At 23.5% G+C, this 16,845-nt stretch carries 16 protein-coding genes; 11 read left to right on the forward strand and 5 right to left on the reverse strand.

Annotated elements, in window-relative coordinates; all coding sequences use genetic code 4:
* Positions 1-140 precede the first annotated feature (140 nt).
* The gene (locus tag AAHM95_RS00745; protein ID WP_174480642.1) at positions 141-413 is read left to right on the forward strand and encodes a hypothetical protein; all 273 of its coding nucleotides are present in this window, start codon (positions 141-143) and stop codon (positions 411-413) included.
* Between the two features lie 102 nt (positions 414-515).
* On the opposite strand, the gene AAHM95_RS00750 is transcribed toward AAHM95_RS00745, so the two are convergent.
* The 4 genes from AAHM95_RS00750 to AAHM95_RS00765 all read right to left on the reverse strand — a co-directional run bounded on the left by AAHM95_RS00750 (position 516) and on the right by AAHM95_RS00765 (position 3,531).
* On the reverse strand, positions 516-2,051 hold the full coding sequence (locus AAHM95_RS00750) for an ABC-F family ATP-binding cassette domain-containing protein (RefSeq protein ID WP_425289619.1): 1,536 nt from the start codon (positions 2,049-2,051) through the stop codon (positions 516-518).
* Between the two features lie 134 nt (positions 2,052-2,185).
* A complete protein-coding gene (locus AAHM95_RS00755) occupies positions 2,186-2,620 on the reverse strand; it encodes a hypothetical protein (RefSeq protein ID WP_342273823.1) in 435 nt (144 codons plus the stop codon).
* Positions 2,620-3,231, reverse strand: a complete 612-nt coding sequence (locus AAHM95_RS00760; protein WP_342273824.1) for a hypothetical protein — start codon at positions 3,229-3,231, stop codon at positions 2,620-2,622. Before AAHM95_RS00760 ends, AAHM95_RS00755 begins: the two co-directional genes overlap by 1 nt.
* A gap of 129 nt (positions 3,232-3,360) precedes the next feature.
* Positions 3,361-3,531, reverse strand: a complete 171-nt coding sequence (locus tag AAHM95_RS00765) for a hypothetical protein (RefSeq protein WP_338974642.1) — start codon at positions 3,529-3,531, stop codon at positions 3,361-3,363.
* Between the two features lie 974 nt (positions 3,532-4,505).
* Between AAHM95_RS00765 and polA the strand changes: the two genes are divergently transcribed.
* From polA to AAHM95_RS00815, 10 genes are all read left to right on the forward strand, one after another.
* Entirely contained in the window at positions 4,506-7,130 is a 2,625-nt protein-coding gene (gene polA, locus AAHM95_RS00770) for a DNA polymerase I (protein WP_342273825.1), read from the forward strand.
* 67 nt (positions 7,131-7,197) lie between these two features.
* A complete protein-coding gene (gene mutM / locus AAHM95_RS00775; protein ID WP_338962004.1) occupies positions 7,198-8,028 on the forward strand; it encodes a DNA-formamidopyrimidine glycosylase in 831 nt (276 codons plus the stop codon).
* 173 nt (positions 8,029-8,201) lie between these two features.
* Complete coding sequence (locus AAHM95_RS00780) at positions 8,202-9,323, forward strand: DnaD domain protein (protein WP_342273408.1); 1,122 nt, start codon at positions 8,202-8,204, stop codon at positions 9,321-9,323.
* Between the two features lie 45 nt (positions 9,324-9,368).
* Positions 9,369-10,298: an ATP-binding protein gene (locus AAHM95_RS00785; RefSeq protein ID WP_281748610.1), complete on the forward strand. Its 930-nt coding sequence runs from the start codon at positions 9,369-9,371 to the stop codon at positions 10,296-10,298.
* Positions 10,299-10,488: 190 nt separating this feature from the next.
* Complete coding sequence (gene gap, locus AAHM95_RS00790) at positions 10,489-11,496, forward strand: type I glyceraldehyde-3-phosphate dehydrogenase (protein WP_342273826.1); 1,008 nt, start codon at positions 10,489-10,491, stop codon at positions 11,494-11,496.
* A gap of 126 nt (positions 11,497-11,622) precedes the next feature.
* Positions 11,623-12,813 (forward strand): phosphoglycerate kinase, encoded by a 1,191-nt coding sequence (locus tag AAHM95_RS00795; protein ID WP_342273827.1) that lies wholly within the window; start codon positions 11,623-11,625, stop codon positions 12,811-12,813.
* Positions 12,814-12,822: 9 nt separating this feature from the next.
* On the forward strand, positions 12,823-13,479 hold the full coding sequence (locus tag AAHM95_RS00800; RefSeq protein WP_338974634.1) for a hypothetical protein: 657 nt from the start codon (positions 12,823-12,825) through the stop codon (positions 13,477-13,479).
* A gap of 359 nt (positions 13,480-13,838) precedes the next feature.
* Positions 13,839-14,246: a hypothetical protein gene (locus AAHM95_RS00805; protein WP_342273828.1), complete on the forward strand. Its 408-nt coding sequence runs from the start codon at positions 13,839-13,841 to the stop codon at positions 14,244-14,246.
* A 47-nt stretch (positions 14,247-14,293) separates the two neighbouring features.
* Positions 14,294-15,411 (forward strand): IS3 family transposase gene (locus AAHM95_RS00810; RefSeq protein ID WP_342273829.1). Its coding sequence is split into 2 segments (ribosomal slippage): positions 14,294-14,564 and positions 14,564-15,411, totalling 1,119 coding nucleotides; the frame shifts between segments, so codons are not numbered across the junction.
* Positions 15,412-15,623: 212 nt separating this feature from the next.
* Entirely contained in the window at positions 15,624-16,115 is a 492-nt protein-coding gene (locus AAHM95_RS00815; protein ID WP_342273830.1) for a hypothetical protein, read from the forward strand.
* Between the two features lie 58 nt (positions 16,116-16,173).
* Here AAHM95_RS00815 and AAHM95_RS00820 read toward each other — a convergent pair whose 3' ends face one another.
* Entirely contained in the window at positions 16,174-16,812 is a 639-nt protein-coding gene (locus AAHM95_RS00820; RefSeq protein WP_338974630.1) for a hypothetical protein, read from the reverse strand.
* Positions 16,813-16,845: the final 33 nt, after the last annotated feature.

Here is a 16,845-nt window from a genome sequence, read left to right on the forward strand (position 1 = left end):
TTTTAACTATAAAATATATTACTATATACTATACAATTTTAATTTTAATGCTATACTTAATTAAGTGCTTATTAATCTCATTATATCAGATATTATTATCAGATTTATCAATTAGGCGCCAGAAAGAAGAGGCATTGTTAATGGAAAACAATCAAACAATAGAAGCATTATTAGAAGAAATTAAAGTTTTAAAAGAAACAGTAATTACTATTAATGCAAGTTTAACAACACTTGTAAAAATCACAGAAGAACGTGAAAAACGTTTTGCTGAACGTGGAGCAAGAACACAAGGGGATAGAAATTCTTCTGATCGTGGAAACTTTAGACCACGTTCTGACCGTGGTGATTCTAGTTGAGGAAACAGTGGTGGATTTAGCAGACGAGACCGTGACGACCGTAATCGTAAAGGATAATTTAAACAAATAAAAAAAACTTATAACTAAGATTTAGTTATAAGTTTTTTTTATTTGTTTAAATGTATAAATTAAATATTAAAAATAACTATTTTAATTTCACTAATTTGTTAATTTTTCAAAATCTAAAACCCCATCAACTCAACTATTATTAAAATTAGTATCATGAGTTGTCAATAATACAGTGCCTTCAAATTCTTGCAATGCTTTTAATAAAGACTCTTTAGCTAAAACATCAATATGATTAGTTGGCTCATCTAAAATTAATAAGTTATAAGGTTTTAATGCCAATGCTGCTAATCTAACCTTAGTTTGTTCACCACCAGAAAGTAAGTTCATTGGTTTCATTACTAAATTACTACGCAAACCAAAACTTGCTAAAATTCTTCTAATCTCAACATCATTTAATTTAATATCTAACTCTTTTAAATAATTAAATGGAGTAGTACTAGTCATTACTTCAGTTTGATGAAAATACGCTACTTGCATTCGATCATCTAAATTAATATTTCCAACAAATGCTGGAATATTACCAGCTAACGTTTGCAAGAAAGTAGTTTTACCAATTCCATTATACCCTTTAACAACTCACTTACTACCAGTCTTAATAACAAAAGTAAGCGGCTTAATTAATGGTTTATGATAACCTATTTCAAGGTTTTTAGCTTGGACAGCAATTGAACTTGTTGTTTTATAATACTTAAAATAAAACTTTGGAGGAGACTGGATTTGCTGTTTTTCTAAAACATTAATTTTGGATAATTGTTTTCTTCTTGATTCAGCACTTTTAGCAGTCGAAGCACGTGCTGCATTTTTACTAATATAAGTTTCTAATTTTTCAATTAATTTCTTTTGATTTGAATATGCTGATTCATATTGACGATGATGTAAACTTTTTTGTTCTAAAAAACTTTCAAAATTACCAACATAACGAGTAATCATATAATTATCAATATCAAAAATAATATTACATGTTGTATTAATAAAATTACGATCATGTGACACCAATAAAAATGCACTAGGGTAATTTTGTAAAAACTTAGCTAATCAATTAATTTGTTCAATATCCAAAAAATTAGTTGGTTCATCAAGTAATAAAAAATCATCTTCATTTAATAATAATTTTGCTAATAACACTTTTGCTCTTTGACCACCACTTAAACTACCTAAAGTTTGTTCTAAAAGTTGTAAATTAATACCCAATCCATCAACTAAACGACCAATTTTTTTACTAAAAGTATCAAATCCTTGGTGTGTCAATTCATCTTGAATTTTGATTGCTTTCGTTAATAACTCTTCACTATAATTATTAGCCATTTCTGCATATAAGTTTTCCATTTGTTGTTCGCGTTCAAAAAGTTTTTGATAACTTTCACGCAAATATTGTAAAACTGTTAATTCTAAATTAACCTCTTGATGTTGATCCAAATACCCAATTTTAATTTTAGGATGAATATTTAAATTAATATGATCTGCAGATACTGTTCCATTAATAATATTTAATAATGTTGTTTTACCAACACCATTCATACCAATTAATGCCACATGTTCACCTTTATTAATTTGTAAAGTGGCGTTTTTATATAAAACTTTTCCACCATTAGCATGTGTTAAATTCTCAATTGTGACAATACTCATCTTATACCTCATTAATATTTTTTAATTACTTAGTAATAATAACATGAATATTAACCATAAAATAAGAGAAAAGAGAAAATAGTATTAATTTTATAGATTAAAATTTTATTATTTTCGACAAAATTGTTAACTTATTAAGTATATTGAAATAAACATTTTACTTTATTTCAAGTATTAGTTGAAATTGGAATATTATTAATACTCTTTGCATCAAATTTTTCTTGAGTTTGATGAGACAATTTTCTATTTTTAATTATATTAATATTTTGTTCAAAACTTGGTCTAATTTCATCAAAAGGTATGTTTTTTTGAGAACTTAAATAGTTTTTTAAAACTCTAGAATTGATATTATGAAAATCTATTTCTTTTAAGTCTTCCATTTCTAGTTTTTTTGCTTTTTTTGATTCTACTAGATTTCACATTTTTTTTAATAAAGGTTTAATTGCACATTCTTTTAATAACTGAACACCTAATACTGCTACAATTGCTAAAACTATACATCAACCTATAGGCAGAGCAGTAAATGTTGCTATTCCCAAAGCTGCAGGAGTTCATCAACAAAGCGCCATTACAAGGGGAATTTTAAGAGCAAGAACAGAAATAATTCCTGAAACAACACCAAAAAGATAAGTTTCAAGGGCAAAAATAAAAAATTTTCCAAAACTCACCTACCTAATTTACCTAAAATATTTTTACTTTCTTTAATCTTTTCATCATTATTAATGATACCATTAATATTTTCTTTATTTTTAAAATCCAAAATAGATTTTTTTCTAATAACTACTTGATTATCATTTTCATTTTTTATGAATTGACTTTCTTCTAAAAGTTCTTTTTTACAAAAATAAACTCTATATTGTTCTATTATTTTTTGTTCAACATCAGTTTCTTTATTATTAATATATACTATCTTTTCTCATATCTCATCATTACTAAAATAAATTCTCGTCACAATGCAAGGACCATTATCTTTATCTTTTATTTTCTCAAAAAAATATTCAAAAATTATAATATCCTTATTAATTTCTGTTTTATATACAAAATCATTTTCTGATTTTATTTTATATGTTATTAATTCTCTCTGTATTTTCTCTTTATTTTGATGTAAAGGTTCATCTCTAGTAATTCATGGACCTTTTTTTACAATATTACTTATAGCTTTTGATAATATCGGTTTCATTTTTTTCTCCTTATTTGATTAAAAAATAAAAAACCCATTTACTTTAAAATAATAAAGTAATAGGTTTAAATAAAAACTCATATACACACCAAACATCTTGTTATATTTTATATAATTTTTAAAACAAATTTATTTTTTCAAACTAGATCCCGCTTTGTTTTGTTTTTGTTGTTTTTTTTCTTCTTCTTCTTTTTCTCTCTTTCATCTTTCTCTAGTTTCATTCACATCATTAATTTCCCATTTAGCAACTTTGCTTAAATCTGTTGGGCCATTAGGTTCTGTTTTTCATGGGTTTGGCATTTTTTAATTTTCTCCTTACTTCAATTTGAATATTTTTTCTCCATTTTAAATATTAAATATCTGACATCATTATATATCTTTTTTATTTTTTTTAAATAATTTTTTACAAATTTTTATAACTAAAATTAAAACTATAAGTTTAACCACATATTTTTATTTTATTACTTTTATTAGTGTTTAAAAATTTCATAATATGTAAAAATTTTTACTAAAAATAAACACTCCATTAATGCACTAAGATTTTTTATAAAATTAAGATAAGTAGGGTAAAATTATTGCAATTTTTCCAAAAATATTTATCAAAAAAATCAAAAACTTATATAGAGTATGAATATATTTTTGAAAAAAAACTGAAAATATAAATTATTTCTAAAAATAATAACAAATTTCCTTGCAATTTAAATATTATTTGTTATTATTCTTATAAGGATTTAGATAGCCTAGGTCCTTTAAAATTAAAGTAATATGTCAAAACATTATTCAATTATAATATTTTTAAATATAAAAATTTAAAATTAATCTAAAACCCCTAATTTAAACTCTATAACCCCAATAACCTTAAGTTTTATTTATAAATAACCCCCCCTTTTTTTTATAAATGACATATTACCTTAGCAATAATTCTTGTGTAGACAAGAGCTGAAAAGCTCTTGTTTTTTATATATAAAAAAGAAAAAATGAATTTAAAAATTAAAAATTGAATGTTATAATAAAACTTAAGGATCTATTTATAAATATCCTTAATATTTAAATAATTAAGTTACAGAACTCTAATCACTATAAATATAATAATTCTCTTAAAATTAACCCTAAAACCTTATATTTATAATGTTTTCTACACAATTAAATCTGTAACTTAATTATTGTTCGATAGCAAGAAAAAAATCTTGTTTTTTTTATATGCTAATTTTTTAATTTTATATGAAGTTATACTTACTTATTGTTATAATAATTTTATGAAATTAGGTGAATAAATGAAAAAAGCATTAATTATTGATGGTAACAATTTATTATTTAAAGCATATTATGCTACTGCATACCAAGGAGTTAATCTACATTCGCTACAGGGTATTCCAACTAATGCCGTCTATGCTTTTATTAGAATGCTGACTAAGTACTTAAAATCTAACAACTATGCTAGTGTTTTTGTTGCATTTGATGCTGGTCGTAAAACATTTCGCCATGAAACTTTAGCAACATATAAAGGAAAAAGAAGTGAAACTCCGGTTGAGTTAATTGAACAATTTAATTTAGTTAAAATATTTTTAGACTTAGCACAAATTCCTTGGGGACAAATAAATAATTATGAAGCTGATGATATTATTGGCAGCATTGTTAAAAATAAAGTTGCTAGTAATTATCAAATTGATATTATGAGTAGTGATAAAGATTTATTACAACTATTAGATAACAATATTAAAATTCTTAATCCACAAAAAGGGATGAGTGATTTAAAGGTTATTACTATTTCTACATTTCAATCAGAATATGAATTATTACCTTATCAAGTTACCGATTTAAAGGGATTAATGGGTGATAGTTCTGATAATTTACCTGGCATTAAAGGAATTGGTCAAAAAACTGCTATTAGTTTATTAAAAGAATATGACACATTAGAAAATATTATTGAAAATGTAGAACAATTAAAACCAAATGTTAGTAAACTAATTAAACTTAACTTTAATAATGGTATTATTTGTAAACAACTAGCACAACTTAATTTAAATACACCAATTACTGGTAATTTAGAAACGTTTAATTATAATGTTGAAAATTTAAATAATGAAAAGTTACAAGACTTTTACAAACAATATAATATGAACTCTTTATTAACACAAGACACTAATCCTAAAACTAATAAAAATAGTACATCTCACGTTCAAATTATAAATAAGTGAAGTCAAGAATGAAATTGTGATTCAAATTACTTATGATTAGAAATTTTTGGTGATAATTATAATCGTGATAATATTATTGGTTTTGGTATTAAAAATAAAAAAGGAACATTTTATATTAATAAAATCAATGCAATTAATTGTTCTAATTTTCAACATTTCTTACAAAATAAAAAACTACAAAAAATAACTTGAGATTTAAAAAAGGTTATTATCGCAGGACTACGTTTAAAATTAATAATAAATAATATTATTTTTGACCATATGTTAGCTGCTTACCTTCTTTATGCTAATGAAAAAATATTACCAGAAAACATTGCTGTTATACTCAATGTCAATGTTAAAGATAATTTAAGCGCTGATGATTTCTATGGCAAAGGTATTAAAAAAAATATTCCCAATGATGAAAAAGAAATAGCTATTTTTTTAGAAAAAAAATTAAATTTTTTAACAGATTCTCATCTCATTCTTATAAAAAAATTAAAAGATACTAATAACTGAAATTTATATCAAGAGATTGAACTACCTGCTGCTTTTGTATTAGTAAATATGGAGTGTAATGGTGTTAACATTGATCAAAAAAAATTAAAACTACTAACTGATAAAACTTTACTAAAAATCCAAGATTTAGAATTACAAATTAAAAAAGAAAGTAATAGTAATTTAAATCCAAATTCACCAAAACAAATTAGTGAATACTTATTTAAAGAATTAAAATTACCTAATTATAAAAAAGGTAGTACTGCTTTTGAAGTTTTAATTAGTTTAAAAAATCAACATCCAATCATCGATATTCTTTTAGAATATCGTAAATTACAAAAATTATATTCCACTTACTTACTTGGTTTACAAAAATATATTTTTGATGATGGTAAAATTCATAGCATTTATAATCAAGTGCAAACCAGTACTGGCAGGTTATCTTCATTAGATCCTAATATGCAAAATATTAGTATTCGCGATAAAGAGCAAAGAGAAGTTCGCAAAATCTTTATTCCAAGCAAACCACATACTAAAATACTATCCTGTGATTATTCGCAAATTGAATTAAGAATATTAGCTCATATTAGTGAAGATGAAAATTTAATTAAAGCTTTTCAGCAAAAGCATGATATTCATCGCGAAACTGCAAGTAAAATATTAAATATACCTTTAGCAGAAGTTACTAACGAACAAAGACAAAATGCAAAAGCTATTAATTTTGGAATTGTTTATGGCATTTCTAGTTTTGGTTTATCACAACAAATAGGAATTAAAGTTGAAGATGCTAAAATATTTATTAATAAATATTTTTCGGTTTTTCCAAAAATTAAAAGTTATATTAATAATATAATTGATTTTTGTGAAAAAAATGGATACGTTCAAACAATTTTTAATCGTAGAAGAGAAGTAATGGAAATTACAAATAAAAATAAGGTGATTCAAAATTTTGGTAAACGAATAGCAATGAACATGCCAATTCAAGGTAGTGCTGCTGATATTTTAAAATTAGCAATGAATAAAATTTATAAAGAAATAAAAAAACAAAATATTGATGCAATATTAATTGCACAAATTCATGATGAATTAATTTTTGAAGTTGAAGATAATAAAGTTAATGATGTTATTACTAAAATTACTAAAATTATGTCTAATGTTACTAAATTAAAAGTTCCCTTATTAATTAATACTAGTATTGGTGATAACTGATTTGAATTAAAATAAATTTTTAAAAATTTATTAATATTTAAAATAAATTAGTTTATTATATTTTATTGGAAGGAAAATAAAAATGCCAGAATTACCCGAAGTTGAAACTGTTCGCAAAACTTTACAACCACTTTTAACTAATCATAAAATTATTGGTGTTAGAATTCTTTTAAATAAAATTATCAAAACACCAAGTATTGAACAATTCACAAAACAAATTATTGGACAAACAATAAATGATGTTCAAAGAGTTGGTAAATTATTAATATTTATATTAGATGATTATGTATTATTAAGTCATTTACGAATGGAAGGAAAATATTATTTTCAACAAAATAATCAATCAATAAATTGAAAACATGTCTTATTAATATTAGAATTAGACAATAAATACGAATTAAGATATCATGACACAAGACAGTTTGGAACCTTTCATTTACAAACTAAAAATGAATATCAAAAAATAAAACCTTATATTAATATTGGTCCAGAACCTTTTAATAAAAATGTTACTGCTGAATATTTAAAAAATAAATGAAAAAATAAAAGTCAAAGTATTAAAGCAACATTATTAGAACAAAATGTTATGAGTGGTTTAGGAAATATTTATGCAGATGAAGTATTATTTTATGCTAGTATCCATCCGCAAAGTATTACTAAAAACTTAACACTTAAACAATTACAAGAAATCATTAATAAAGCAAAATTTGTGCTTAATAAATCAATAAAACTTGGCGGATCAACAATTAGTAGTTATACTTCAAGCCTTGGTGTAACAGGTTACTATCAACAAGAATTACAAGTTCATACTAGAGCAAAAATGCCTTGTTTTAAATGCCATACTATTATCAAAAAAATAAAAATAAACCTTCGCGGAACTTACTTTTGTAATCACTGTCAAATTAAATATTAACTGTGGAAAACTCAAAAGTATATATTAATAAAGAATATTTTTAATAAAAAAAAGTGGAATAAATGTGGATAAGTATGTGTTTTAATCATTTCACTTTATTTATATTCTTTATGTGCATATAATTATCATACCATGAAAGAAATGGATAGTAAAAAGAAAGTTAGGGAATGAATATGAACAGAACAATAAATGATATTGATATTTTTAAGTTGAACCAATCAGAATATATTAGTAACGAAGATTACCAAATTTTATTTATGTTATATCAACCAATAATTGGTATTGAAGCAATAAATTTATATTTAACTTTAGTTCAAGAAAAGTTATTAACAAAACGTATTAATCTTGATTTCAATCACGGACGAATTAAATCTTTATTAAAAATAACTTCCACTCAATTACTTGTTGCTTTCCAACAACTTGAATCTGTTAACCTTATTAATACTTACTACTATTCTTTAAAATCTACTTACATTTATCAATTGTGTTCTCCCTTATCTGCTGATGATTTTTTTGCTAATACCCATTTAAACTCAGAACTACTTAAACAATTAGGAACTTTAAATTACGAAAGACAAAAATTTTATTTTTTGAAAAATGATATTGAAATTACAGAAAATTATGTTAATATTACTCAACAGGAAAATACTATCCCTCAATCTTTAAAATTAAAAACAGCACTTAATAATATTTATGCTAAACAAGAACAAACATCAATCTCTAGACCAATTTATTCATTTCAAAATAAAAATCAAATTAACACTATGAAAGTTAATTTAAATTCTAATGGTAATACAATTATATCTAAAGATAATTCTAATGTTATTAATACCACATTAAATTTAATGCAACAAAAATTACCTGAAGAATATTTAAAAAATTTAACTGGTAAAATACCAACTGATAAATTAAAAACAACATTAGAAATATTAACTAATAACTTTCAATTAAATAATGCTGTAATTAACTGCTTAATTGAATATGTTTGATTTAAAAATAATAAACGTTTAGAACCAAACTATATTATTAAAATTGCTGAAACCTTTCAAGAAAATCAAATTAATACTATTGATGATGCTTTATCTCATTTAAAACTTGCTTATGCTCGTAGCAAAAAAAATCCACAGCAACAATTTCAACAAGAATCATTATGATCTACTACAGAACAATCAACAACAAATAATTTCAATAAAAAATTAATTAAAAAATATAAGGTTGATAATATTAATAAAAAAGATATAACATTAACTCAAGAAGAAATAAAGAATATTTTAAAGGAATTTGATGCCCATTAATTTAATTATTAAAAGACACTATTATTAAGTAAGGAAATGATTATCATGAAACTTAAAGCGACAACTATCTTAAAAGAAAACATTAACAATGCTGAACTTCATGACTTTATTAAAAAAAACAACTTAACTAACAGCAAACTAGAACCATATGTTGAATTATTAAAAACTTATATTGATAGCTACAATTTATGTAAAAAACGAGAAAATCTTAGCAAATGTCTACAAAATGTTAAAGGATATCGTTATAAACTAGTAATGTTACCTAATCAAAAAATAAGTTTAGTACTAACGGATTGTCTTCATTCTATTAATAGATCTGTCCAACAACAAGTACATAATAATTTTTTAATTAAATACTATGATGATAAACTTTTATCACTTTCATGAAGTAAAAATTTTAATGCCTCAACTAATGCAAGAAAAGAAATCATCCAGTATTTACATCAATCTTTAAAACACAAAAGTTATCAAGGTTTATACTTATATGGTGACACAGGTAGTGGCAAAACTTTTATTTTTATCTTATTTGCAAATAAATTAATTCAAAAAAATCAAACTGTTTGTTTTATTGTATGACCTGAATTTGTTATGGACATTAAAAAAAGTTTTAAAAATGATACTGATACTAATCAGCAAATTGAACAATTAAAATCATGTGACTTATTATTTATTGATGATTTAGGCGGTGAAACCGTTAGCGCTTGAGAGCGTGATGAATTATTATTTAGTATTCTTAATGCACGAATTTTACCATTAAAAACTACATTTATTAATTCTAACTATAGCATTAGTGAACTATATCAACATTATTATTTAAAAAATAGTAAATCAGAAGAAATTAAAGTTAAACGCTTATTAGAACGTATTCAAACTTTAACTATACCAATTGAATTAACTGTTGAAGAATCACAAACTACAATTGAAAATAATAATATTGACAATATTAATAATGAAATAGAATATATACCAATATAAAATATAGTATTTTTCATAAAAAAATAAAATAATGAAAACTATAATTAAAATAAAGGAAATAATTTACTAATAAAATAAATGTTTTATAAATAAATCCATATTTTATGACAAATATTAACAATATTTGTTTATAATATACCTAGTCATTAATCAATATAAAAAACAAACACACAAAAGGAGTGACTTAATAATGGCAATTAAAATTGCAATTAATGGATTTGGGCGCATTGGGCGCCTTGCCTTCCGTCAATTATTTGACAAAAAAGAAATTGATATTGTTGCTATCAATGATTTAGGAAATGTAGAAGCCCTAGCATATCTATTACAATATGATTCAGCACATAGAACTTGAAAACACGGAAAAATCAAAGCAGACAAATCAAAAAATACTATTAATGTTGATGGTAAAATAATTAAAGTTTGTCAAGAAAAAGACCCAAAAGCATTACCATGAAAAGCCAATGCTGTTGATATCGTAATTGAAGCAACTGGACGTTTTACAACAAAAGAATTAGCACAAGCACATATTGATGCTGGAGCTAAAAAAGTTGTGATTTCAGCACCAGCTAAGGGAGACTTAAAAACTATTGTTTATAATGTTAACCATGATATTCTAAAAAGTACTGATAATATTATTTCTGGTGCTTCATGTACTACTAATTGTCTTGCTCCTGTTGTTCATGCTCTAGAATCAGAATTTGGAATTATTAAAGGATGAATGACAACAGTTCATGCTGCAACCAATGACCAACGTTTACTAGACTTAGAACATTCAGATTTCAGAAGAGGACGTAGTGCTATGTCTAATATTGTTCCTGCAGCTACAAGTGCTGCTGCAGCTATTGGTTTAGTTATCCCTTCTGTTAAAGGAAAACTAGATGGTTCAGCAATGCGTGTTCCAATCATTACTAGTTCAATTGTTGATTTAACAATTGAATTAAAGAAAAATGTTACTGTTGAACAAGTTAATGCAGCAATGAAAAAACATAGTAGCGAATCATTTGCTTATAATGAAGATCCAATTGTTTCAACTGATATTATTGGTTCAAGTTTTGGTTCAAGTTTTGATGCAACATTAACAAAAGTTATTGAAGTTGAAGGCAAACAAATTGTTAAAGTTTTTGCTTGATATGATAATGAAATGTCATATGTATCACAATTAGTAAGAACAGTAATACACTTAGCAAAGCTAAAATAATTTTTAAATAGTTTAATTAAAATATTAAACTACAAAAATGCATCTTACCAATTACAAGATGCATTTTTATTAATCGTTTTAAAAATATATTAAAATTATAATATGAAAAAAGGAGATGAAAATTATATGAATAAAAAAACATTAAAGGATCTTGATTTTAAAAATAAAAAAGTTATTGTTCGTTTTGACTTCAATGTACCATTAGAAAATAATAAAATTACCGATGATACAAGAATAAAAGCAAGCATCGAAACTATTAAGTATTTACAAAATCAAGATGCAAAAATAATCATGTTATCACATCTTGGAAGAATTAAATCTGAAGCTGATAAAGCGAAGAATACTTTAGCGCCTGTTGCAAAAAGACTAAGTGAAATCTTAAAAGAAAATGTAATATTCATTAATGAAACTCGTGGTACAAATCTTGAAACAGCTATTAATAATCTTAAAAACAAAGAATTACTTTTAATAGAAAATACTCGTTTTGAAGATTTAAATGGTAATAAAGAATCTACTAATAATCCCGAATTAGGTAAATATTGAGCACATTTAGGTGATGTATTTGTTAATGATGCTTTTGGTACTGCACACCGTGCTCATGCATCTAATGTTGGTATTGCTACTAATATCAAAAATAGTTGTGTTGGTTTATTAATTGAAAAAGAATTAACAATGCTTAATAAAATCACCGTTAATCCAGAACATCCTTTTATAGCAGTACTTGGTGGTGCTAAAGTATCAGATAAAATTGATGTTATCAAACAATTATTAACAAAAGCTGATAAAGTTCTTGTTGGTGGTGGTATGGCTTATACTTTTATGAAAGCATTGAATTATAAAATTGGTGATTCATTATTAGAAAAAGATAAAATTGATATTGCTAAAGAAATTATTGAATTAGGAAAAGAAAAATTAATACTACCTATTGACTTTGTAATTGCTCCGGAATTTAAGGACATCAAAGGTAAAATTACTACTAATGAAAATATTCATGATGGATATGAAGGAATGGATATTGGTCCAAAAACAATTAAATTATTTGAAAATACTTTAATTAATGCTAAAACTGTTTTTTGAAATGGACCATTAGGAGTTTTTGAAATGAGTAACTTTGTTAATGGAACAAAAAATATTTGTAAAACTATTTCACAATTAAAAGGTGCATTTACACTAATTGGCGGTGGTGATAGTGCAGCAGCAGCAGTTAAATTTGGATATGAAAATAAATTTAGCCACATTTCAACTGGTGGAGGTGCTTCATTAGAATATCTAGAAGGTAAGGATTTACCTAGTATTAATGCTATAGAAAATAAATAGTGAAAATATATGATTACTCAAGATCAAACAACAAGTGTTTTTATTCTTATTAGTTTATTTTTAATTGCGATGGTTTTAATATTTCAATTATTCCAATTTATTTTTTGATTAATTATTATTTTAAAAAGTAAAAAAAATGATACTAAATTAAAACCTAGCTATCAACAAGCATTATCCAATGAAAATATTAATTGTCAAATAGTTAAAAGTAAATTTACTTTTAAATATCTTAACTATAATTTTAAAAAAAATATTTTAAAATTAAAAAGTCGTGATTTTAATGAAACCACTACTTGAAATAAATATCAAACTTTAAGTAGTGTACTTGTTATTAAGTGAAAAAATAATTCTCAAAAATGAAGTAATTTAGCTCTACCAATTATTAATTTATTTTTTATAAATGGTGTTATTATTACTATTATTTGTGCTTTATTGTATTATATTCCAACTCAAAATAATAATATTAACAAGGAAATATTAGCAATTTTTAGTTTCCTTAGTTTACTTATTATTACTATAAGTTGATTATTTTGAACAATGTTTTATGAAAAATTTCGTAAGCAATTAATGACATTAAATACAGAATTAAATTATAATGAACAAAAAACTATTAAATATATTACCCTATTTAAATCTTGTTTTCCATTTTCTGATTTAATGTTTTAAATAAAATAAAATTATTTTATTTAAGTATCAATTTTTACCACAAGTGTAAATTTGATACTTTTTTTATTATTTTTAATTAAATTTAAACTTAAAATTTATTAATAATTGATGATTAAATAAATTTCTATTATCTAAAATACAAATTAAAAATAAACTTAGTGGTTAATACCTAGTTATAGCGATAAAACTATAATATATATTTAAATCTCATTTATAAAAGTATAGTAATCTTGCTTTAAATTATATACCATATTTATTATTATAAAAGTAAATATCTTAAGAAAAATAAAAAAATGTTAAAATAAATACATAATTTTAGATATATTTTTATTAATTATTATTTTGAAAGGGGTGTTAAAATGAAATATTTTAATCCAAGTTTTTTATTTAAATTATGAATATTAATTATTCCATTATTTCATAATGAAAAACAAAAAGTACAATCTATACCAATAAAATCATTAAATAACCCAACAACCTTACAAGAATCATTAACCAATTTACAACAACTACCAATTAATTTAAAACAAGCCGAAATTTTTAATCATAAACATCGTCATAAAAAAAGAAATATTAATAGTAACTTAAAAAATTCAACATTTTTTAATGGTACATGTACAAATGAAGGAACTACTTTCGTAAAATTAATTAAAGAAGACTTTTACTATGGTGTTGAAGAGCCTTGAACTAATAATAAAGGAGTTGCTATATTACCTTATGTTTTAAAAGATAATGAATTGGATGGGTTACACTTTATTGGACACTAATTACATAGACAAGTGAACAAATTAGTTAAAAGAAAGGAATTATAATTATGGTCACTATTAACTCATATTCAGATGAATTTAAAAAACAAATAGTAGCTTTATATCAAAGTGGCAAATCAGTATCTTGCCTTGTTAAAGAATACAATGTTACAAGAGCAGCTACTTACAATTGAATTAAGCAATTTACTAATTCAGGTAGTTTTAAAACTAAAGATAATCTTTCAGATTTAGAAAAACAATTAATTCAAGCAAATAAAGAATTAAAACAGTTACGAATGGAAATTGATATTTTAAAGCAAGCAGCACTAATAATAGGCAGAAAGTAGAGATTATTGCAAATAATAAATCTAAATATAAAATTCGCACAATGTGTCATTTTTTAAAACTCTCTAAATCAACATATTATTTTAATTTAAAGAAAAAAAATAAAATTCAAAATAATATTTATGAACAAGCTGTTATTAGTGCTTTTAAAGAAAATAAAGAAGTTTATGGTACTAGAAGATTAAAAGTCATACTAGCAAACCAAGAAATTTATTTATCACGCAGAAAAATTAAAGAAATTATGAATAAGCATAATTTAATATCAAAATACACTAAATTATCATTCAAAAATTATCATAATAAAGTCAATGATAGTCAAATAACCAATCTTGTTAATAGAAACTTTAATAATAGAATTAAAAATGAAGTTATTGTTAGTGATTTAACTTATGTTCAAGTTAATGGTAAATGAAACTATATTTGCCTATTAATCAACCTATTTAACCGCGAAATTATTGGACATAGTGTTGGAGTTAAAAAAGATGCATCATTAGTATATCAAGCATTTATGCAATCAAATCACTGTTTAAAAGATATTGAAATATTTCATACTGATCGCGGTAATGAATTCAATAATAAAACTATTGATAAACTTTTATTAGCTTTCAACATAACTCGATCTTTAAGCAAAAAAGGATGTCCTTATGACAATGCTGTTGCTGAAGCAACTTTTAAAACTTTCAAAATTGAATTTATTAATGATAAAAATTTTACATCATTAATCCAATTAAAATTAGAATTATTTGATTACATCAATTGATATAACAACATAAGAATTCACAGTACTCTAAACTACCTAACTCCAATTAGTTATCAAAAACAAATGTCTACCAAAAAATAGTCCTAAAAAGGGTTGCCATTCCAGAAAATTTAGTTTTTATTGATAGAATAAATTTACTTATAGAAAAAATTGAAAATTTTAAAATTAATTTTATTGAAATTACAATATATGCACAAGATATAGACTTAACTTCTTACTATCTCTCACAACATAATCTTGAAAATAATTCTAATAAATATTATTTTAAAACAAAAAATGAAACAATAATATTTTTGAAAAAATATAAGAAAATCTATGAGCAACGAATAACAAAAACTAAAGAAAAATATGGAAAATCAATACCATTATTAAATGGTTTGCAACTTAATCAAGAACAAGCACTATTAAAAGGAACAGACTTAATAAGCACAGTATCATTAAAAAATAACAATAATGTTTTAATAAAAATTAAATTAACTGAACAAATCGAAAATATATATACAAGTCTTTTCATAATAAATAATCAAAAAAGTGATACTACAAGTCTTTTAGAATTTGAAGATCAACAAGCAGACACGTTCACGCTACTTTCTGATATTTACTATGATAGCACACCAACCCAATCACAACAAAATTTAAGTTCTTTTATTATTGATACTAGTACAAACACTAAAGAACAAAGTCCTGAAGAAATAAAAGATGAAAAAAAATATGAGTTTCTTAATTCTGAAAACTCACAAATAGTAAAAAATAAACTAACACAAAAAGTAGTATATAACATATAAAAACTTTTAAATAAATTAACTAATGTTATTCTTTTAAATTAAGAAAAGAATAACATTTTTAATAATAAATTAAAGATTGACTACTATCATTCAATTCTGAATTATTATCTCAATTATCCAACATATCATTAATTGCTCTAATTGAAATAGGATCAAATCTAATTAATTGATTATTAACATCAATAATTAAGTTATCTACCATTCTTTCCAATTCTCATTGAAACATTAATGGTTTTTCTTTATTTTGTAATTCTTCTTTTTTATTATTCAATTTTGTTAATATTTCTATTAAGCTAACTGTACTATTTTCATTTCAGTTATTATTTATATTTACAAAATCATTTCTTAAATTTTCAATTTCACTAATAGTTTTATTTATATACCTTGCTTCTGCTCTCTTCTCATATCATTCAGGAAATAATTTTTTGTGTACAAATGGTCCCATAGTAAATAATACTAATAATGAACTAGTAACAGCACCCATTAGCATTCGAATTGGTAATGAAAATAAATTTTCATTACTACCAAGTGCTTTAACAATTTTTTCATTACATAAATATGTTATACCAATTCCTGGTATTGTACTAAGCAAAAACCCACTACCAATAATACTCACTTTTTTTCATATATTTAATCCTTGATAATTATATATTAATTGTTGTCTACTATCTTCTGATATTCCTTCTTGTCTTATCATAATTTACTCCTATTTTTTAATTTGAGTTAATAA

Source organism: Spiroplasma endosymbiont of Phycita roborella (assembly GCF_964031195.1).
Lineage (GTDB): Bacteria > Bacillota_I > Bacilli_A > Mycoplasmatales > VBWQ01 > Spiroplasma_E > Spiroplasma_E ixodetis_A.